At 39.6% G+C, this 21142-nt stretch carries 21 protein-coding genes; 7 read left to right on the forward strand and 14 right to left on the reverse strand.

Going from position 1 to position 21142, the window contains the following annotated elements; all coding sequences use genetic code 11:
• Positions 1-85: 85 nt before the first annotated feature.
• Genes VUI23_RS20600 through VUI23_RS20610 form a run of 3 tightly spaced genes read right to left on the reverse strand, consistent with a single transcriptional unit; the run spans position 86 to position 1954 of the window.
• A complete protein-coding gene (locus VUI23_RS20600) occupies positions 86-970 on the reverse strand; it encodes a cation diffusion facilitator family transporter (protein WP_342805824.1) in 885 nt (294 codons plus the stop codon).
• Entirely contained in the window at positions 963-1322 is a 360-nt protein-coding gene (locus tag VUI23_RS20605; protein ID WP_342805826.1) for a DUF3703 domain-containing protein, read from the reverse strand. The genes VUI23_RS20600 and VUI23_RS20605 overlap by 8 nt, the downstream gene beginning before the upstream one ends.
• Positions 1319-1954, reverse strand: coding sequence for a cation transporter (locus tag VUI23_RS20610; RefSeq protein ID WP_342805828.1), 636 nt, complete (start codon positions 1952-1954; stop codon positions 1319-1321). Before VUI23_RS20610 ends, VUI23_RS20605 begins: the two co-directional genes overlap by 4 nt.
• An 81-nt stretch (positions 1955-2035) precedes the next feature.
• Between VUI23_RS20610 and cadR the strand changes: the two genes are divergently transcribed.
• Both cadR and VUI23_RS20620 read left to right on the forward strand, forming a co-directional pair.
• Complete coding sequence (cadR, locus tag VUI23_RS20615; protein WP_342805830.1) at positions 2036-2425, forward strand: Cd(II)/Pb(II)-responsive transcriptional regulator; 390 nt, start codon at positions 2036-2038, stop codon at positions 2423-2425.
• 524 nt (positions 2426-2949) lie between these two features.
• The gene (locus tag VUI23_RS20620; protein WP_342805832.1) at positions 2950-3858 is read left to right on the forward strand and encodes a dienelactone hydrolase family protein; all 909 of its coding nucleotides are present in this window, start codon (positions 2950-2952) and stop codon (positions 3856-3858) included.
• 256 nt (positions 3859-4114) lie between these two features.
• Here VUI23_RS20620 and VUI23_RS20625 read toward each other — a convergent pair whose 3' ends face one another.
• The 4 genes from VUI23_RS20625 to VUI23_RS20640 form a co-directional block, all read right to left on the reverse strand.
• Complete coding sequence (locus VUI23_RS20625) at positions 4115-6136, reverse strand: hypothetical protein (RefSeq protein WP_342805834.1); 2022 nt, start codon at positions 6134-6136, stop codon at positions 4115-4117.
• The gene (locus tag VUI23_RS20630) at positions 6136-6594 is read right to left on the reverse strand and encodes a hypothetical protein (RefSeq protein ID WP_342805836.1); all 459 of its coding nucleotides are present in this window, start codon (positions 6592-6594) and stop codon (positions 6136-6138) included. Before VUI23_RS20630 ends, VUI23_RS20625 begins: the two co-directional genes overlap by 1 nt.
• On the reverse strand, positions 6587-7498 hold the full coding sequence (locus VUI23_RS20635) for a hypothetical protein (protein ID WP_342805838.1): 912 nt from the start codon (positions 7496-7498) through the stop codon (positions 6587-6589). Before VUI23_RS20635 ends, VUI23_RS20630 begins: the two co-directional genes overlap by 8 nt.
• Positions 7499-7867: 369 nt before the next feature.
• Positions 7868-8119, reverse strand: a complete 252-nt coding sequence (locus VUI23_RS20640; protein ID WP_342805840.1) for a helix-turn-helix transcriptional regulator — start codon at positions 8117-8119, stop codon at positions 7868-7870.
• Positions 8120-8443: 324 nt separating this feature from the next.
• On the opposite strand from VUI23_RS20640, the gene VUI23_RS20645 reads away from it, so the two are divergent.
• The gene (locus VUI23_RS20645; protein WP_342805842.1) at positions 8444-8680 is read left to right on the forward strand and encodes a hypothetical protein; all 237 of its coding nucleotides are present in this window, start codon (positions 8444-8446) and stop codon (positions 8678-8680) included.
• Between the two features lie 236 nt (positions 8681-8916).
• Here the strand turns inward: VUI23_RS20645 and VUI23_RS20650 are convergent, their stop codons facing one another.
• The 7 genes from VUI23_RS20650 to VUI23_RS20680 form a co-directional block, all read right to left on the reverse strand.
• Positions 8917-9729, reverse strand: coding sequence for an HD domain-containing protein (locus tag VUI23_RS20650; RefSeq protein ID WP_342805844.1), 813 nt, complete (start codon positions 9727-9729; stop codon positions 8917-8919).
• Positions 9719-10171, reverse strand: coding sequence for a hypothetical protein (locus VUI23_RS20655; RefSeq protein ID WP_342805846.1), 453 nt, complete (start codon positions 10169-10171; stop codon positions 9719-9721). Before VUI23_RS20655 ends, VUI23_RS20650 begins: the two co-directional genes overlap by 11 nt.
• Positions 10164-12167 (reverse strand): hypothetical protein, encoded by a 2004-nt coding sequence (locus tag VUI23_RS20660; protein ID WP_342805848.1) that lies wholly within the window; start codon positions 12165-12167, stop codon positions 10164-10166. Before VUI23_RS20660 ends, VUI23_RS20655 begins: the two co-directional genes overlap by 8 nt.
• A complete protein-coding gene (locus tag VUI23_RS20665) occupies positions 12164-13987 on the reverse strand; it encodes a hypothetical protein (protein ID WP_342805850.1) in 1824 nt (607 codons plus the stop codon). The genes VUI23_RS20660 and VUI23_RS20665 overlap by 4 nt, the downstream gene beginning before the upstream one ends.
• A 52-nt stretch (positions 13988-14039) precedes the next feature.
• Positions 14040-15623 (reverse strand): site-specific integrase, encoded by a 1584-nt coding sequence (locus VUI23_RS20670; protein WP_342805852.1) that lies wholly within the window; start codon positions 15621-15623, stop codon positions 14040-14042.
• A gap of 622 nt (positions 15624-16245) precedes the next feature.
• Entirely contained in the window at positions 16246-16650 is a 405-nt protein-coding gene (locus VUI23_RS20675) for a hypothetical protein (RefSeq protein WP_342805854.1), read from the reverse strand.
• Between the two features lie 112 nt (positions 16651-16762).
• The gene (locus tag VUI23_RS20680) at positions 16763-17122 is read right to left on the reverse strand and encodes a DUF3147 family protein (RefSeq protein WP_342805856.1); all 360 of its coding nucleotides are present in this window, start codon (positions 17120-17122) and stop codon (positions 16763-16765) included.
• 88 nt (positions 17123-17210) lie between these two features.
• On the opposite strand from VUI23_RS20680, the gene VUI23_RS20685 reads away from it, so the two are divergent.
• From VUI23_RS20685 to VUI23_RS20700, 4 genes are read left to right on the forward strand one after another with little or no spacing between them, the layout of a single operon-like run.
• Positions 17211-17606, forward strand: coding sequence for a BlaI/MecI/CopY family transcriptional regulator (locus VUI23_RS20685; RefSeq protein ID WP_342808331.1), 396 nt, complete (start codon positions 17211-17213; stop codon positions 17604-17606).
• Positions 17596-18570: a M56 family metallopeptidase gene (locus VUI23_RS20690; protein WP_342805858.1), complete on the forward strand. Its 975-nt coding sequence runs from the start codon at positions 17596-17598 to the stop codon at positions 18568-18570. The genes VUI23_RS20685 and VUI23_RS20690 overlap by 11 nt, the downstream gene beginning before the upstream one ends.
• Positions 18571-18580: 10 nt before the next feature.
• A complete protein-coding gene (locus VUI23_RS20695) occupies positions 18581-19894 on the forward strand; it encodes a TolC family protein (protein ID WP_342805860.1) in 1314 nt (437 codons plus the stop codon).
• 11 nt (positions 19895-19905) lie between these two features.
• A complete protein-coding gene (locus VUI23_RS20700) occupies positions 19906-21141 on the forward strand; it encodes an HlyD family efflux transporter periplasmic adaptor subunit (protein WP_342805862.1) in 1236 nt (411 codons plus the stop codon).
• Position 21142: the final 1 nt, after the last annotated feature.

Raw genomic sequence — 21142 nt, forward strand, 5'->3', positions numbered from 1 at the left:
CTATCTACTCTCATCTTTTTCATATTAACAGGTAATCGAACTAAGACCAATCGACCAACCGAAACAAAGTATTTCAATCATTACATTACTCATCACGACAATCTTCATTGGCAAATTCAATTTCAATGGTAGTGTGCACAAAATCAAACTCATCAAGGCCTTGGCGAAGTTCGTCTTTAAGTGTTCTCAACTGAGAAACCGAAACATCTTGTTTCAACTCCACATGTGCCGTCATGACGCTATGTTCACCGTCCAAAGACCAGATATGAAAATGATGTATATCCGCCACATCACTGTTTGACATGAGCACTTTACGCACTTCCTCCATCTGCTTAGCATCGGGCGTGGCTTGCAGGAATAACAATAAGGTTTCTTTTAGATTTTTAACTACATTGAATAAAATGAATAACGTGAAGCCAATAGATAAGATAGGATCTAAAATTGGCCATGGCTTAAACATCAGCACAATCGATACGATCAGCACTGCCACCCAACCCAATACATCTTCAAGTAAATGCCAGTTTAAGATACGCTCGTTTAAGGAACTCCCTTCGCTAAGTTTATACGCAGCAAATCCATTAACGGCGATGCCAAAAATTGACAGGAGTAACATGCCTTCGACTTGCGGCATTTCAGGTGCTGAAAGCCTTGGGATAGCTTCGAATAAGATCCATATTGAGCCAGTCGTTAACACTAAGCCGTTGATCAATGCACCAAGAAGTGAAAATCGTTTATAGCCATAGGAAAATGTATTGGTTGCTTCTTTATCACTGAGTTTATTTAAGCCCCACGCGGTGCCAATGGATAAACTATCGCCCAAATCATGCACTGCGTCGGCCATAATAGCCGTGCTGTTTGTCAGCCACCCGCCGATAAATTCAATGATAGTGAACACGACATTCAAGAAAAATGCCCAGCCAATACGTTTTGATGCGCTGTTATCACTGTGACTGTGGTTATGATTATGCATGGTTGATTTTGTCCAATATCGCCTGATTTTCAGCACTGATTGGCAGTCGCTTAAAGGGGCTGATGTCAGTGCCACCTGTATTCCCTTTAGGTACAAGGCCGATAGCTGTTTTGGTTGCAGCACCAACTATTCTTATTACTTGTCCAAAAACGGCTCTCCAATCTTTGTTTAGAAGACCATGTCGCAGCATTTTACAATGAATTAAACAATGATAATAAGTAGAGTGCTGACCAATTACATGCGCATCCTCCAGCGCTGCAAATGCCTGCCTCTCATTATTGTTAGACATTGCACCTGAGTAATCTGTTAATTTGGCATCGATATGCGGCTTAACGGCTTTATTGAATGTCATAGTGAATCATCCCCTTTACCTTTAGCTAGTTTAATATTAAGTACTTCCTGCTTGGCGTCTTTCAGGATCATCCACGCTCCGCGCAGCACGACAATCGACACAATACAGCCGATAACCAAATCCGGTACTCTGCTATCAAGCCATACCACTAAAACTCCGGCGATAATGACACCCATGTTGGCGATGACATCGTTGGCCGAAAAAATCCAGCTGGCTCGCATATGTACTTCGTCGTTTTTATGATTACGAATAATCACCAAGCAAACGACGTTTGCAATTAGTGCAATGAACCCCATTCCTATCATTAGTGATGAGATAGGCTCACTGCCCAAGAATAACCTTCTGGTAATATCAATAAGAATAATTACGCCCAGCAATAGCTGAAAGTAACCACTGATTTTAGCCGCGTTGGCTTTGTGAAGTATAGATTTACCCACAGCATAAATACCTATGCCGTATACAACCGCATCCGCTAGCATGTCCATAGAGTCTGCTATCAAAGCAGTAGAGTCAGCCAAAATACCCACAGTCATCTCAACGAAAAACATCACCGCATTGATGCCGAGCAGCCAATACAGAACCCGTTTTTGTGAGGCATCTTTGATTTCCACTTCACAGCCACAACCACTCATTATTTAACTCTTATTCCAAATACTGTAGGTACAGTGTAAAGTCTATACCTAGTATAGAGTCAACAACACAAAGGCACGTTTATGAAAATAGGTGAGCTATCAAAAAAAAGTGGGTGTTCTATTCAGACGATCCGTTTTTATGAAAAACAGGATTTGTTTGAGGCGTGCAACCGCAGTGAAGGCAACTACAGAATTTATGACGCCTCATCGTTGAGAGCACTGCGATTCATTAAACAATGTCGCTCATTAGATTTGACCATAATAGAAATTAAACAGCTGTTGGATACAAAAAATAATCCCGATAAAAGTTGTTCTAGTGTGAACAATTTGATCCATCAACATATGGTTGACGTCACACATCGCATTGCAGAGCTTGAGGAGCTAAAGCTTACCCTATCTGATATGGCCTCGGCATGCACAGATGATAGAAAAGTTAAAGAATGTGGGGTATTGCAGTTGCTTGAAGAGTGATACTCATATCTGCAAGTCTTGTTGTTTTAAGTTTACCTAAGCTTTCATCAGGATATAGATTTGATAACTCGAAAGGCCGCCTATATTCAGGCTTTATAGGATTCAACAATTGGAATTAAAAAAGGTAACCGCTAAATCGTTTTCTGCCTTAATTCCACATATAGCAAGACCCATCAATATAGCACCATCATTTGCGTGTTTACATACTCAGCATTGCCGATCGCCAGAAGTTATTAATCGACGATACATTCGCTTGAAGGATATTGAATTAACGAAAATAGCTATAACCAGTATCTGATATAACCACTAATTCGGCCAGCGAGCTATGACTGACGGCAATTGGCACACAAGAAACAGGCAACCCTGTGCGATGTTTGGTTAGAAAAAGTTAACTCCGATCAAACTCATTGACATTGTTGTGATTAAAAATTATACACATATAAATATATTGTGATCGTAAACACAATAAGCACATACTAGTTCTGTAACAAAATTTTATAATCTCTTCAGATAGGTAAATTTTTATGAACGATCCAATTCAGAATGACAACCTACCATCACAAATCATTCCCCAAGAAGCTTTCGATTGGTACGATCAATACGCGCACGGGATAATAGATAGACGGACATTCTTATCTCGACTTGGATCTCTAGCGGCGCTGGGCTTCAGTATGTCGGTACTCTCTTCTGCCTTGTTACCGAATTATGCATTAGCAGAACAAGTTTCATTTAATGACCCTGAAATCAAAGCAACATATTTAACCTTTCCCTCTGATAAGGGACACGGAGAAGGAAGAGGATACTTCGTCACTCCAGAAAAAATGACGGCTAAAGCTCCCTTAGTTTTAGTAGTACATGAAAATAGAGGTCTGAACCCATATATCAAAGATGTCGCTAGGCGAGCAGCAAAAGCGGGATTCATAGCATTCGCTCCAGATGCGTTGCACCCACTCGGGGGTTATCCAGGAAATGATGATCAAGGTAGAGAAATGCAGCGTTCGATGGACAGGGCAAAAATCGAGCAAGACTTCATCGCAGCAGCCAAATTTTTGCAATCGCACCCGTCGGGCAATGGCAAACTTGGCGCAGTCGGCTTTTGTTTTGGTGGTTACATTGTCAACATGCTAGCAGCATCAATTCCTGAAGTTATAAGTGCTGGCGTACCATTTTATGGCACCCCAGCAGCGAAGGAATTGCGCAAAAATATTAAAGCGCCTCTGCTAGTGCAGCTTGCCGAGTTAGATGAAAGAGTCAACGCAAGTTGGCCTGAGTATGAACAGGATTTGAAAGCGAATCAGGTTGACTACACCATGCACATGTACCAGAAAGCAAATCACGGATTTCATAACGACTCTACGGGGCGTTATGACCCAGAAGCTGCTGAATTAGCATGGCAACGAACAATTAGCTTTTTTAAGCAGCATTTGGGCTAAAGGAGCTGTGCAGTGCGGCTGACTTAATGTTTAAATACTGCACAATTATGTTGAGTCTACTTTTGGACAGAAAAATTTTTCTTTGAATGATCCAAAGAGTGATTTCTACATGTTGAACCTTTTTCAACAAAGGCATGAAAGCTTAAAGTTTGCTACAACTTACAGCTAACAAATTGGCGTTTTCTGCTTGAAACTATCATAGCGCAAGTTCAATAATAAAATCGGCTACAGCCAGCCAATGGCGGACATTGAACTTCTATTCTACCCCTAAATACTCATCATCAGCATCTGTTTTCAAAGTAAGTATATAGTCATCAAAGCAAATAAGATTAACCCCCTTATTAGCACAAGCAGATTCAAGTACATCTACATCTAAGCTCGTAGCAAAGATAACCTGCCCATTATAGTCTTTAGACTCTGATGCTTTATCAATTAGGTTTGCAAAACTCGCTTTGCTAGCTTCGTGCTGTCTTGGCTCATCAAATACAACACCCCCCCCGTGCAATACACCTTTTTTATTTCCAGCAAGTTGCAACAGAGAAAGTGTGTAAGCCCAAATTATTCGAATGTAATCACTAGCGGATGTTTCAGCAACAATATCGTAACCATCCTGCTCTGGACGCAATGTATGCTCTGAGATAGAGATATAACCAATAGAAGCAGGAGTAAAGTTAAATGCTTTCAAGTTCCCTTTAACAAGAGATAAAAGTTCATGAATAATTAATTTTTTATCACTGTTTGATGATGTGTTTCGCAATTTTTTTAGAGCAGTCGTCGAAACGCTCCAAGAAGAGTGTATTCTTGCCGCTTGGCTTTTAAGGTCAATCAAAGAATCCCCAAGTTTTTCAGCATCTCTTAGCTCGATTTCCGCCTGTATCTTTTTCCTAAGCAGAGCGTTTACCTTACCATTAACATCATTCAAATCTTCACGAAGGCTGTCCAGTACACTCTCTTCTTTGTTTGCTCTTGCTTTAATCATTTTACCTTTAGATTGAAGTTGTCTTAGAACCTCACTATTTCGGAGCTTAATACTCACATAGAAATCAGCCTGGTTTTTTAAAAACTCAACATTTTCACCTAATGTCATAGGCTCTCTCCTGACAGACCGATTTCCTAGTGTGTCGTAGAGTTCCGATTCACATATTGGGCATGTTTTTGTGTCGAGGTCAGCCTCTATTAAGCTGCCAACATCTTTAAGGCGACGTAATTGTTGATATCTATCTAATTCATTTTTCAATGTGGATATTTTACTCTCAACATCCGACAACGAGAGCATAGAAACTTCAATTTCTTCTGAATTTTTCTCAGCTTCTCTTCGAAGCTCTCTCAACCTAGCCTGCTGGCTACTTAACTTGTCATTATCTGGCGTAGCCTCTGAGACATCAAGCGCCACCTTATTCACCAACAATTTGAGAGATCGCTGTCGCTCCACCACAGAATAAGTTGCACTCCCGTCTTGATAAAGAAATTCAACATCAAAGCTATCCTTATAACCACCCAAATCAGGGGTTTTATTCATTATCACTGAATTGAAATCCGCGATTCCTTCAGCCGCACTAATTAGTTTCTCCCACTCATTTTCCGAATTTGTAATGCTATTTCTTAATCGCACAACCTTATTTTCATACTCAAAACTGTCAATTCCCAAGCAAAACTCAGTAGTCGTTTTTTTAACATTTTTAATACCATAGACAGTGGGTATATTTGCTTGGATTTCCGACCACCCTCTTTTTTGTTCAATAAAAAACAAAGAAAATATACATTCGATATAAAGCTTTACTTCCCTTCCATCAAAGGTGACAACATTAGGTAATTCCCAGCCAATAAATTCAGCCAACCATTTATGAAAGCCCCTGTCACTTTTTGCCGATCCAACATTACCTGAAGAACCAAGGAAATAATCTGTGTTTCTGCCGCTTTGAAATACAGTGACTTTGTTCTCATTTCCAAGAATATCTCTAGTAATAAGAACCACATCTCCACTGCTATTCTTTACGGTAAGAACAACGCACGATGAACTCACATAATATTGTTTCTCTTTCTCCTTACTATCAGAGATAACTTCATATAACGATTTTGGAAATGGCCGCTTACTTTTCGGCCCAAGAATAGCCTCTAAGCCAAGGCCATATGCAATCGCATTAACACACGTTGACTTTCCTGATGAGTTTTCAGCACGAATTATATTAAGCCCGACACTTAATGGAATACTGACAGAAAACTCACCTCCATTCGTTTGCGCTGTAAGCTCAATATTTTCAATCGTCAGTCCCAACATTAAAGCAATCCTCCTGATATCTCTTTAACTTTTCTGTCACTTAACTTCTTTCCCACTTTCCTTAAAAACCACAATTCTTCAAGCATAATCTCGTTATCAGTCACTAACTGATAAACCTCAAGTCCACTCTCCGTAACATGAAGCCTTCCATCTTTTAAAAGTATAAAGTCTTTAGCCAATGCAAACTCCACAGCCTTAAATGTAGCTGTATCTACTGACACTAAAGGAATATCTAAGACTCTTTCATGAAGATAGTCTTCGTATTCACGCCATCGTTTTTTTCTGATTAACATCCATACAAGCATATTTACTTTTTTGACGCTTAAATAACGTTTTTCGCCTGATAGGGACACTATAGAAATAAGAATAAGGCAAATCCTCCATAAAGGTCGCATCTCTATTGGAACAGAATAAGGCTTATTACTAATGACAGGTTTTATTTTTCCGGCTTCATTCATTTACAAAATCCATATAACATTCAGCAATCCATTTAGACAAAAAACCAAATGATAGCGATTGCTTATTATTATCAGAAAAATACTTTGAATATTTTTCAAAGGCCTCTTTATTATTGCCTACAATCTTTTTTACAAATTCCTTATCAAAATCACTCTCTAGTATCGACTCATCCTGCATAGACTCAAGTTGTGCTCTAGCACTATCCTCAATCTGATTATGCAGATCGGGGTGATCCTCTCTTAACTGATCCAGAAATTTGTCTATTTGAATATACTTAGTCAATATGCGGTCTTGAAATTTATCAGAGTCCGCTCCCATCATCACATTTGACTTTCTAACAATGTTTTCAGAAAACTCTGCATTACCGCCCTTCCATAGAAGTCTATCAGTATCAGTAACTTCCCAAAGCGGGATATCAATAGTTTTCAAACACATATTTTGGGCGAACAACTTCCCCTCAGGAAAGGAATCGGCGGTTTCAATTTTCACTTGAAAATTTTTACCATCAATATATGAGATTTTTCCAACAAGCGTTTCTTTTTTCTTCTTATTGCAATAAGCGAGCAAATCTTTAGATTTTAACTCCTGAGTGAGAAGAACCCACTGCTTTATCTTTATATCACCAAGAATCTGACCAATCCCTTGTTCGTACTCCTTTAATTTTTTTAAATCATCATTAATTTTTTTCTGTATTTTTTGTTTATATTTCTTCATATCTACAGATAGATCAGGGTAGTAGCACTGAAAAATAGTTCCATCTGCCGTATAAAACTCTATGCCAAAGTCACCGCTATCTTTATCAGGAACAGCCCAAAAATTTGACTGCCCGTAATGATAGCGCAGCATTTTCTCGCAAAATTCTTCCCATTCCTTCTCCGTCATATCATCTGTATACGAACTCATATGTTACATCTCTTTATTCTTTGGCGTGGTTCATCTTTCCATCGACACCTATAGATATTATTTGCCGGACTGGATTACTCCATCCTTCACGATTCTATCGAAGTACTTCTCACCATATATACTCTGTAATTTTTCCACATGTTGAGTAAGGAGAGTCATATACTATTTTTAAAGTTTCTACAAAATTGGGGTAAAACAAGACTACCGACCAATATTAAGGCCGCCAGACAATATTTTATCTGTCCGAAAATCGCTTGAACCTATTAGTCAGCCTATTAGACGGGTCAAAGTTTCAAACATTATTACGTTGAATAACTATAGTGATTAAGCTTCAGTCTTCACCCTTCTGTCAATTATTCTATTAAACTATTACTTATCGGAACCCAATCCGTTTTTAAGTTGTTTCAATCCATGTTTGGGATCTAAGCCTAATGCTTCACAGTACTGCACATATTCATATACAAAAAGTTTTCGCTGTCCCTTCTCTATTTTACTGACTGTTTGGAATGGCTCATCTAATAACAGGCCTAATTCACGCACAGTCATACCCTTCTTAATACGCTCATTTTTGAGCCAAGAAAGCAATCGAGTGTAACTTTGATCATTGGTGGACTTTTTCATCTTGTCCCTATTATGATGACATGTTACGATGTCCCGAAATAAGGGACAAACTAGATTGAAAACTGAAGTATTGTGTCAGATTTTGGCTGTTCTATTTCAAAATGATAATTAGATTAAAATTCCTATGTCTAGTGAATAGAAAACGTTAGCTGTCCTAGTTTGAAAAAATTGTCCATCAGCAAAATATGATAATGAATATCTAGAATCTACTTTGCCTTTAAAAGAGATTGGGGTATTTGCGAGTCTATTAACCGCGAGGGGCACTAATACTATTGAGAAAAGACATTGAATTAGAATCTAAACTATTAACACGAGGGATTTTTCATGAGCGATGAAGATAGAAATAAGAATAGCCAATATACAATGTTCAAAATATTAGACGATACCGGTCTGCATTCAGCGCATATTACTATTTCAAACCCAGCAGATTTGGCCATAAGAGTTGATACATCCAACTCAGGCATAACAACTTCCCAATTGACAATTGAAATCGCAGGTGAGGATTTTGATAAATTAACTAAAAATTGGGTTGAGATGAGGTCGAAGGAAGAGCAGGGTTGAAGCATATAACTGTAGAGATTTACTTTAAATATGTTGTGACTATCTGGTACCTGAATCCACCTTTTAAAAACTCGCTCATTACACCAAATGTTGTTGCTTGGTGGACTTAAAGCATCTCAAGAAACCGCATATTAAAAGACTAGCACGGCAAAATGGCGTAGCAAATTAATAAATAAGAGCGCCTTTCAATTAGAGGTACAAGCTAGTAATTAGCTGTCATGCAGTGCTCTACCATATTATTGCGATTTATCTACAATTTGTTGAAAATTTTCATAGAGCCTTGGCGAAGCCACAGCGCATACGTTGGCGACTTGCTTACACCAAGATATATATTTTTGTTTCTGAGCAATTGACCACTGATTTGGAATCGAAGAAACGTTTGAAATTACATCCGCTAACTTAATAACCTTTGCTTGATCGCTACCTGCTGTTATTTGTTCGAGTAAAATGCTTTTTTTGTGATCCGAATTGACTAGATTGTCACACGTTAATTCGGTTACCAATTCTGACACTTCTGAACCAAAAAGAAATTCGATACTTTCAATTATGACGGCTGTATCTTCAACGATATCGTGAAGAGTTGCTGCTATTAGGGTTGCCTCATTCGATGTAGGTTCGAAAAATTTAATGAGTTGGACAACTTCAAGCAAGTGGTTAACGTAAGGCTCGCCGGATGCCTTTCTTTTCTGATTTTTATGTTTTATTGAGGCAAAGCGGATTGCCGAGATCAAGCCTGCATCATGTTCGAATCCGTAAATTTTTGAGGATAGGACTCTTGCTAGTGAGGTCGTATAAGGCATGATTCCTTGTGTTTTTTTACTGATTAGTGATAATTGTGATAACACTAAACGACTATTTTCCTCGTCTTCCAACTCACAACTGAGAAACAGGTCTTGATATTCATTTGGTAACTCATTTACATCAAAATTACCCATACCGGCATAATAGCCGATGAAGTATTTTTTAAGATTTGCACTGTAGTAAAGCATTTGCTTACTCAACCATAATTCAATATTGCTCAATGCTGAGTTTAATTTTTTACTGTCCATATTCAGCCTTAATAGGAGTAACGATATACTCACGCAAATCTTGCTGAAGTTCGTAGTTTCTGAACATCAATGAATTGCAAAGTGCTTCCAAGTCACCCTTTGCTTTTTTGTAATCATCCCGCTCTTGACGATACTTTTCTTTTAAACATTTTTCTCGTTTAAGGTCTGCTTTCAGTGATTCTTCCAGCGTTACATTCAAGGTAGGTAGAATGACGCCACCCTCTAATATTGCATCCCTGTTTTTGTTGAACTCATCTATTTGTGGTGTTGCTTTTTCGCAAAAATCAGGGAATTTATGAATATAGCTGTTGCCCAATCCAGCTTCTTTATTAATTTTATTTAACGTCAGTCTGCCGCTTGATTTAGTGCGTTTGGGGAACCCTTGAAGCAATCTTTGCAAGGCCTCGTGCAGCCGGCGTTCAGTGAGATCTCGCTTAGACATTGATCAACCCTTCCACTCTATCGTCAAACGATTCAAATTTAATCTCGTGCTCTCGAAGCACAACTTCTAGCTCTTTAATATTTTGTTTTAGGCGCACGAGTATACTATTCCAGTTGACGTCTCCCTTATTTAGCCCTGTGAATTTGTCAATCAAACGTTTACGTTGCCTTGCCATCTCTTTAGCTGATTTATCCGTGTTAACAGTATGAACACACTTGCTTTTCGCTCCGGATAACAACCCCATTCCACAAAGTCTTTCACAATCACCATTAGTACAGTAAGCACCGTTCGGCAGCTGAACGACCGCAATGCTGCCGTTGCGAACACAGTATTCAATCTCAGCTAAAGTCATAAATATTTTGTGTCCAGATTTTAATTTTTCAAATTTATCCTTAGCTATACGTTCACCACCTTTGCCGCTCAAGTGTTGAGATTTATTATAAATATCGTCGTAGATTTCAATACCGAGCTTAATCCCTTCCTCTTGCATAAGTTGCAACAAATCCTTATCCATTAGCACATCTTTCATTCTCATCAAATCAGCATTATTTGCGTAATAATCTGACATATTCAAATTTGCGTGTTTGTATTGAAATTTGATGCTGGCAGCAGTACCAAATCCGTAGCGCTTGAAAAACACAGCAAACGTTCTACGGAAGTCGTGAGGTGTCAACTTAGGCAGGTAACCTCCGACTTTTAAGGTCCCTTCACGCGTAGGGTTTAGCGTATTAAATTCCTCAACGTCTTCTTCGGTCGCCTTTATATCAAAGGACTTCATTAACTCGTTGAAGACATAAGACATATTTTGCGATACAAAAGTGTTTTTTTGTTTCCCTCTGGCTGTTGGAATAAATGCCGACTCTACCTCTCTAATCGCATGCTGATAATGGTCAACAGTAAACTGACCGCTTTCAAGCATAGTTTCAATTTTCCTTTTATAGTAGTCACGAGATGAATCCATCATATCGTAAGCTAACTCCAAAGCACCTTTCGTTATGGGGTGGGTCTGCCATGTTGCTGTTCTAGGTGTACCGTTGCTATCCTTTGAAGTCGTGCCAATAAGCACGGGAATTTCCTTGCCACCATCTGCTTCTTTTGTATCGTAGCTTTTCGCATTGAAACTAGTCAATTCACCAACACGAACTCCCGAAAAAGCCACAGTCGCCATGGCACACGAGTTTTGTATAACCCCCAATTGTTTCCCGCTTAAATCGATAACAAAATCAGGGATATTATGTTTGATTAGTCGTTTATATGCTCTATATACTCTTTGTTCTTGGCTTGTTTCACTATGAGATATTATAGGTCGACCTAAACCATCGTTCAGTACATCCTCCTTATTGCGTATTTTCTCTTTGATGTCATAAGCATCTTTCATCACTCGGGATATTTCATGACGATGTGGATGGTAGGTTTCAACATTTGAAATCACACGAGACAAAAGTCGTTTATACATGCCAAGGGGCACCGCAATATGTTGCTTAGTCCTTTTTGAGGTTTTAAGTGCAAGTAGCTCTCGACCATCGATGATTCGCTTAACAACCCCAATTTCAAACAATTTATTTAATGCCTTAACAACATTATCCAAGCTACTTTTTGATAGCTTTAATTGTTTTAGCTTCGCTTTAAAATTTCTGAATCCAATCCTCTTGTCTATTTCAGTCCACTGGGTCGTTTTTAAGGCAGTTGCTAAATGGCTCATCCCCACCTTCCATGAGTGCAACTGGCCAGACGTAGGCGCTTGTGAGTTTTTGTCTTTCAAGAAAAAATATAGGTCAGCCAAAGTATCTTGAATCTTTTTTCTGTATATGGAATTTATTGCTATAAAGGAGACGATAGGCTTTTTGCCACTAGCCCTACTTTCTACTCCTGAAAAGTCCCATCTGTCTTCGTAACGTCGAGATAGAACTTTTCCATCGGAAGTGAATGTTATGGGATCTCCAAGTAAACTTGCTTCTTCTGACTGTTGAAGACAGTTTTGCGTATTAATTTTCATGAGAAGGTGTCCAGAAGGTCATTAAGACTGTGCGGTGTCGAATAAAGTGGATGGCTTGCTGTTTTTTTTAGACTAATCGCTTGAATATAATTTTTTTCAGACACCTCTTTAAAACGAGCAAGGATAGCTTCGATTGTTATACATAGCTCTTCGTACTGGGATTTGGGTAAAGAATTGATGGCTGGATATAGTCTCATTTCAATTAGTGTCTCTTTGAAAGATAACATTAGCCAAATATCATTCACCGAAGCAACAAGTGCACTATGTTCACAACCAAAACATTCTAAAAAGTCAGTACAAATAGCCTCTTCAGTTGGAACATTTATACCACTTCGCTTTAAAGCTTTATCAATGATTTTCGCTGCGCCTTGTTTATTGTTTATGCACCTTGCTCCACTCGGCGTCAGACTATCTTTAGGGGATTTTTGATCGCTACGAAGCTTTTTGTAGTCGTATTCACTTAATACATCATGATAATTATGTTTTGCCTCACAAACGGCATCCTTAACAGGCCTTCCTTTAACTATTTCGAATGTGGCGTCCATTGAAGCTGCAAGGTTGCGCTGATGGTCTTGCTCCAAGCCTGCGCTATAGTTTTTAGCTATAGTTACTACGCTGTTGTTTGCCGCGATCGAGACAAGATAGATATCCTCAGTCACTTTCTGTAACGTATCGAGTTTTGTTTTACGTAGGACAGACGAAGTGATTGGCGTTAGTCCAAGATAACAAAGCAACTTGTTGACCGGTGCTTGAGGCGAACCACTTGTGATATGAAAACTCACAATTTTGCCATTGGGCTTAATAAAAGGAAATAATGGTGCGTTGTGATTAAAGCCGGCAATTTTCGCTGACAACTCTAACCAGCGTTCTATAAATTCTTTAGAGTACTTACTAAAACCTATTGCATTATCAATTTCTAAATGTTGCGCTCGGTCTTTTTCAGCATCAAAGATATATTTTCCGCCTTGTATCTGCTTAAACCTGACATCTTTTCGCTTCATTTTAAGCATTGGCGTAGTATTCATGCCAGTGAACATAAAGCAGATCATTATCGCAATGCGCGTCAGTTGATTTCGCCAGTTTCCTTTGCCGTTAACTACACTATTTTTGAACGCATTAACTTTTCTTCCTCTTTGAACAGCACCCCACCCATGTTTTTTCGCTTGTGAGTTTAGTAGTTGTTCATCCCATATTGGATTAATAGAAGGAACAGAATCTTCTTCAATGTGCAGAGCTAAGGCCTTAAATCCTCTAAACAATGCCTTAGCTGTTGGCTTTAATTCACTTTCAACGTGAAGACCTTTGTGAGGATTTGCCCCTTTGTGCAATCCTTTGATTGATGGTAATCGTTTTGCATCATCATATCGGCCTTGCACCTTGTAAATCGCTGAAAACAACGCTTTCGAAACCATCCAGGTGGCTTTCGAATATTTATTCTGCTTAACCCATGTATCCCATTGCTGCATGTACATCTTTACTAAATCGTTGTGAAAATAATCCCCTTCAATTGAGCGCTTTTTAGCGGTATCCAACCACCCTATATACTTGCAAAGGTTATCAAAATGCGTTTTCCAAGTGGCATTAAAATTAGGTTTATAAAGTCGGTACATTTGACGAACAAAGTAATCTCTATTCATATCAAGCAGTTTATGATGATGCCCCCCATTTAGCCGAGACGGACAACCATGATACTTAAGGCGTTTAAAATGAGAGCGACCCTTTGTCTCGCTTGCTAAAACCATATCATCAATATTTATTGGTTCGAGGGCAGCTAAAGGAGAAACCATTTCCTTGGCAACAACTGCGGGTTTTCGGCGCATTTATTTCCCTTCTTTTATTGGATCTTGAGAATCGATGATTTCAGTCATGATTCTATAAACCTATAGGCGTGACGCTGCTCTTTGCATCATCAAAATCATCAAAAACACCTATGAAATCTAACACATCTTCATATATTTCATCGCCTGTGGGCTCATCCTGTGCAATCTTCAAGTATTTTAATGTTGTGTCCATATCGTCATGTCCGAGAACTTCAGCGACCGCCGCTAGGGCTTTATCAGTAGTCATTTTTCGCAATAGAATTCTAAATAATGCCACAGCAAAAGTAGGGCGAAGGTTATGAATAGACTCCTTCATTTTTTGACCTGAAATCATAGTTACAGTGTCGCGTACTTCGCTCCAGCGATTATTTAACTCGTTTAACTTTAGAAAAAATGGTTTTCCTGAAGCACTGATAAACACATAATTCTTATTTTCGTCAACCCCATCGACACTATCAAAAAAAGCGGTTTCTTCCTTATCCCTCTTTGCTTTGCACAATTCTCTGAATTTCTTTAATCGCTTGAGATAACGAGGTGAACGGGTATATTCGTAAACCAACTGCATAATTGCGCTAGGAATAATCGTTTTTCTAGATTTATTGGTACCGTCTTTTGATTTTGTTAATGAGCCATATTCATCGCCTACTCCAATCCTAAGCATAGGTTTGTTTGAAAGTGGCTTTACAATTTGACCACTGTGCAAACTCGCCGCCTCTTCTTTTCTTAGACCGGTAAATCGACAGACCAAAAAGAAAAGGCAATATTCTTCGGCTAAACTTACAAACCGCAAATGGCCTTTAACGTTTTTTATCACGCGCTTGGTACCTAGCAGGATCATCTCAACATCTGACCATTGTTGATTAGTTAGTGGGCGCAAATCTCTTCTCCCAGCTTCTCCAGCTTCTCCACTATTGCGTTTGCTCCTCGGGAAGTTAAGTCGAAGATCTGAAGTATGTATATCTTTGGTCATGTAGGCTTTCATGCTAGATGCCCCCGCCGCAAAATGTAGCTTTACGACCTCATGTTCGAAAGGCTGATTATTGAATTTGATGCCGTTACGTAGATGAAACGAATAGAATTTTACAACCGCGTTCATATAAGCGGAGGCTGTTGTTCTAGCAAGTGATAATTTGGAGTCAGGCTCTTTTAATACCGAATGCTTCAATGCAGCCCGATACTGATATGTAATACGTTGCTCTTTGCGAGACGCCATAAAATTCCAGACAGGGCGGGGCAAATCAACGAGTTCATCAAACAAATATTCATCGTATTCTTCATCCCACTTTTCTTGTAGACGTATTAGAAATGAAAAGTAGTGGGTTAGACCTTTTGCGTATTGATCCGACTCCTCTCTTCCGTCATCGATGTGATGCGCCATAAGAAAACGGTTTACTTGCTCCAATGGCTGATAAGAAACAATATTGCCTTTTTTGTCTCTACCGACAAGATTTAGAAATGTAATTTGCTTGATGTGAACATGATAGTTTTTAGCAAGCGACACCTGAGGTTCACCATGCTCATCAATTGCTACAACAGGAGTTTTGTAGCTAAATGAATTTAGTGTGGTTGTAAATATTTCGTAGTCTAGTGAAGTCGAGGGTAGACCAGCGAGATTTGATGCCGTTTTGCTAACCATATTGGGAATTCTCACCATTCAAAGTGTTGATATATTAGTCTAAAACCTAGTGAAATAAAAGTTAAATTTCACACTAAGATATTGATTTAAAAGGAAATGATTGACAAAAAAATTCAATTTGATAATTATGTTCATCCTTTATGATTTAGGTGAAATATCAAAAAATAATTGGAGGCTATATGTGTCGCAGGATGAGATGAGATTGCAATTTGATTTATATATTCCAACTTAGAAATAGTTGAGCACCTTAAAAAAGTGAAAATATTATTAATTAATCTTGAACATTGTTTAGTGAACACTACATGTGAGTCAAAAACTTATGACATTATAAAGTTTCTAAGCTCTTCTTGGATGACGACTGATAAGACTAAAAGTACTGACTCGTTGATCATTTACTGAGGAGTATTTATAAGTAGACTTGAAATTATCAACGTTTGTTATTCACCCAAAAAGTAGGGGCTTTAATAAGGAGTCAGCTGATAATAGACCGAGATTTTTTCACAATCAGTATCACTAAGAAATTGAACTGTCCTTTGGAGGAGCGGAAATGCTGAGTTTGCGAGCGAATCAACAGCAATTGCATCAAATCCACAAATGCTTTGAAAACCATTCTTCAATACAATTATGATGAATGAGTAACAACATTTGATTCAGCAGCTTTAATTACTACATTAGATTTAGTAATTTGAAACTCAGCTACTACATTGGCATGCTCGGGAATCGATTTAAAGTCTATAGCGAATAAAGCGACGCCAAATTGATGTCTTCTATGCCGTCCCGCGCCGCCAAGAATCTTTCTGTAGTCGGCTTTTTTCTGATCGAGTATCACTCCATCTTCTAACAGAATTGAAACGAGAATATGCCCGTCCGGTAAACCAAAAATATTAGGGGAGTTCAATCGACCTGTTACCCGCCAGTTATCTTTATTTTCGGATACAGAAACGCTGGTAATCCGCCATTTCTGGTCGGGAACATTAATAATTTCAGTTTGTACAGATGTCGAACTGCATCCTCCTAAAATAATCATTAATAGCACATTAAGAGCAGCATTATAGTGCTGTTGAGTTTTACCATTGGTTTTAATTTCTCCTTTTCAAAATCAACCTAGACTTAATTAAAATTGCTTACGCTACCTTCACTTAAGAAAAAGTAAGCAAATAAATGTTAAAGCGTCTCAATATCAACGTCAGTGCGAATAGGCTTATAATAGACACCACTGAGCCAGTAAAAAGTGCAGCCCAGAAACCAATACGTTCTATTACTAATGGAAAAATCAGGAATAATGGCAACGACGGCAAAACATACCAAAACGTGTACCGCATATGATTAGCAATCTTTATGGTCGGCTGCCCTTCCAAGTGGAGCCAAATCACCACCAAAATAGTGACTGTTGGCAGTGCTACAAGTAGCGCCCCAAACTTGTCATTACGTTTAGCAACTTCAGAAACGCCAACTATAATTCCGGCGGTGAGTAGATATTTGGTAATTATCCAACCCATATTTTTACCTTCAATGTTAAAACCGATTGCCTATCGGTTTTCATTCTGGCAGTATAAACACATGATGAAAATTAATAAAGGGCATTCTATGTTTCTCGGTGAACTCGAAAAACAAGTGTTGCAATATTTGTGGTCTTCGCCGGGCGTGGATGTTAAACACGTCCATGCTGAACTTTCAAAACAGCGCGATAGCTCACTGAATACGGTGCAAAGTGCACTAGAACGCCTTTTTAAAAAGGGCTTGTTAAGCCGTGAAAAGCAAGGGCACGCATATCTATACCGTGCAGAGATAGCAAGAGATGACTTAATTGCCAGGTTAATTGATAGCGTCGCCAGTGATTTTGTCAGCAAGGGGGAAAATAGCTTGATTGCTGCTTTTTCGTCAGTTTCTACAGAAATGGATGAAGAGCAACTTGACCAGCTCGAGCAGCTAATTGAAATACAACGTCAGCAACTTAAAAAAGGTGATAGCAGTGCTGATTAGCGATTTTGCCGTCATCATGAATCTTATTACCATTGCTCTGCTTGGATTCTTCGTGGGGGCATTATTGCTCACTATCGCTTGGACAGTTTTTGGCAAACTTATCGGTTCTTATTCTATCCAATCACAGAAAACCTTAATTTTGACTTGGGTGTTAGGTCCTTGGGTGTTAGGTCTAATGACCATGCTTTTCTTTAGTCCGTTGTTTGAAGGAACGGCCATTTATAATTGGGTGGAAAGCGTGGTGCATTGGCATCATCTATACGTTTTTCAATTTAGCAGTTGGCATGGGGTTTCGGTTGTATTGTTTGTCTTGTTTAGTATTGCTTTGATTGCTGTTAAAGGCACACAGCTGTATCGACAAGGAAATGCGATTAATACATTAAAACATTTTTCAATAGCCGAGGATCAGTCTCAAGGCCAACACAATGTCCAAATAATAGACAGTGATATTCCTACCGCATTTACGGCAGGATTTTTTCGGCCGGTTTGTTACGTCGCAACAGGGATGGCAGATAACCTTAGTGACAAAGAACTGGATATTGTTGTGGAGCATGAGCTTGCCCACGCTCGCAATAGAGATCCGTTAACTAAACTATTGATAGCTTTTTTATCTGCCTATTACCCCAAAAGACTCGCCCAGCTTTTAAATCAAAAGTACGCGTTATTGACCGAGCACATTGCAGATCAATCTACAGTAATAGGCCACTCTGCTGAAGATGTTGCAGCTACGCTTGTCAAAGTAGTTAGGTTGAACACCGTTTTACCAAAAAATGCGTCAAATACATCCCTTAGTTTTTTTGGTGGTAATGATATTTCGCAACGCGTACAACAGTTATTAACGCCCACCAGAAAATCACTGCCAGTTATTGTACCCATTGCTTTTATGATGGTTATGCTCTGCTTTACGATCGTTGCTGTTGATGCCACTCATCATCTAGTCGAATCCGTTTTTACTCATTCTTAAGGAATAATACATGCACAGCGAGTTAGATTTTTGCTTAATTTTAAAACCGATTGCGGCTCGGTTTTTAATTAGGAAAACACTGTGGTTTTGCTTACCGTTTGCCAGTTTGCTGCTGATACTGCCATCGTTAGCACATGCGCAAGATATGAGTAATCAACAAGCCTTAGACTTGTCCCAAGCGATCAGCTTTTCATTGTCAGAGCATCCTGAAATGACAGTGTTTACTCATCAGCGAGAAGCGCTAAATGCAAGGGTAAAGCAAGCTAAAATTCTGCCGAGGCCAACTATTGGTTTAACGATTGAAGATGCAATGGGAACCGGCACACATAGTAACTTCGGTGCAGCCCAAAGCACGCTGAACATTGCTTGGGTGCTGGAATATCGTGCTATCGATAGTCGCGTGAATGCTGCTAAAAACGCAGCAACACAAGTCGATTTTGAAAGGGATATAAAAGCCTTAGATATTTCTGCACACACCGCAAAACTGTTCATTGAAGCACTAATTTTAGAGCAGCGACTACAACTAGCTAAACTGGCTGAGCAACAGGCTAATGACGCGTTGTCTGCCATAACGCGCAGAGTTGAGGCAGGCAAAAGCCTATCCATTGAACAGCTACAATCCGAAGCAGAGCTAGTACGGCGAGGTCTCGAAGTTGAAGATTTAGAGCATGAATTGGAAGCGAGTCGTTACCAGTTGGTTGCACAGTGGGGTGGCGAAGCCAACCAATATGTGCCTCAAGGTGATTTACTAGATGTACCTGTCATCGAAAACCTACCTACACAATTAGCTAAACTCAAAGCACATCCAGCTTTATTGGCCTTTGCTAATCAACAGCGCATTGCACAGTCGCAAATAGAACTCGCTCGCATCGAAGCTAAACCCAAATGGCAGGTATCAGCTGGAATAAGACGTTATGAATCTACCGATGATTTTGGCTTAGTTGCAGGGATTTCCATTCCATTTGGTAATGACGCACGTAGCTTAGGTGATGTACAGGTAATTCAAGCAAAACAAGCCGAATATCAAAGCCAAGCTGATGTGTTGGCACGTAAACTCAATACTCAGCTGTTCGTATTATTGCAAAACATGAAACATAGCAAACATGTCATAGACACCCTTACGGACAGGGTGATCCCCTTGCTAGAAAAAGCCTCTGATGAAGCCAATAGAGCATACGACATAGGCCGTCTTGGTTATTTAGAATGGACGTCTATTCGACAAGAACTGCTCAGTACCCAAGCCCAATTGCTAGATGCCTATCAGGCCATACACCTTCAACACATCGAAATTCAGCGCCTTACCGGTGCAAGCCTTTCCAATTAAGTGAGAAAAAAATGAACAAACGACTCTTTATTTTTGTATTTTTGTGTCAACTTGGAATAGCTTGTGCGCTAACCCCCATTTTGGCAATGGCCGAATCGTCCCCAGCAGCAGATGAGCCAGAGCCAGAAAAAGGTCCACACAACGGCAGAATGTTACGAGAAGGTGATTTTGCAATTGAACTGGCCATTTTTGAAACTGGTGTTCCGCCCGAATTCAGAGTGTGGGTGACACAAGGTGAAAAACCCGTTGCCCCTCAAAAAGTCGAATTAAATATCAAACTCACCCGCTTGGGTGATCAGATTAATGATATCAACTTCAGAGCCGAAGGTGATTACCTGCGAGGTGACACGGTAATATACGAGCCGCATTCGTTTATTGTGTCAGTCAGCGCAGGTTATCAGGGTAAAACCTATTCGTGGCAATATGACAATTTTGAAGGCCGCACACTGATTGAAGCCAAAGTCGCACAAGCGATGGAAATTGATACTGAAATAGTCGGTGCCGCCACTTTACATAAGACGATTAAAGTTTATGGAAAGCTAGTATTACCTGCGAATGCGAAGCGCCAAATTAACGCCCGTTTTGAAGGTGAAATCAAACAAGTTCACGTTGGCTTGGGGGATACAGTCAAAAAAGGGCAGCTGTTGCTTACCATCGAAAGTAACGAAAGCTTACAGTCTAATCAAATTGAAGCCCCGATTGCGGGCGTTATCACTCAGCAGCTCGCCAATAGCGGCGAACAAACGGGACAACGTACCCTGCTTGAAATTACTCAGCCTAGCAAACTGCTTGCTGAGCTTGCCGTTTTTCCAATGGACGTTATGTCGGTTAAACAATCTGCTCCGGTTACCTTGATGGTCAATGGCCTGAACACTTCAATTCCCACGGTTATAAGTGGAAATCGCCTTACTATGCGAGATGATCAAGCTCGATTATTCCTTGCCGAAGTCGACAATACCGAGGGACGACTAAGTGAAGGTGCGTTTATATCTGCATTAATCGAAGTAGAAACCTTTGATGTGCCCTTAGCCGTTAAGCGTGTTGGGTTGCAGGCTTTCAGGGATTTTACCGTTGTGTATGCCAAGGTTGGCGAGCAATACGAAGTGAGAATGCTGGAGCTGGGTCGTGAAGCAGGCGAATGGGTTGAAGTGCTTGGCGGCATTAATGCAGGCACAGAGTACGTCACCAATAATAGCTACATCATTAAAGCCGACATTGAAAAATCTGGCGCATCACACGACCATTAGG

The sequence above is a fragment of the Alteromonas sp. M12 genome (assembly GCF_037478005.1).
Taxonomy (GTDB): Bacteria; Pseudomonadota; Gammaproteobacteria; order Enterobacterales; family Alteromonadaceae; genus Aliiglaciecola; species Aliiglaciecola lipolytica_A.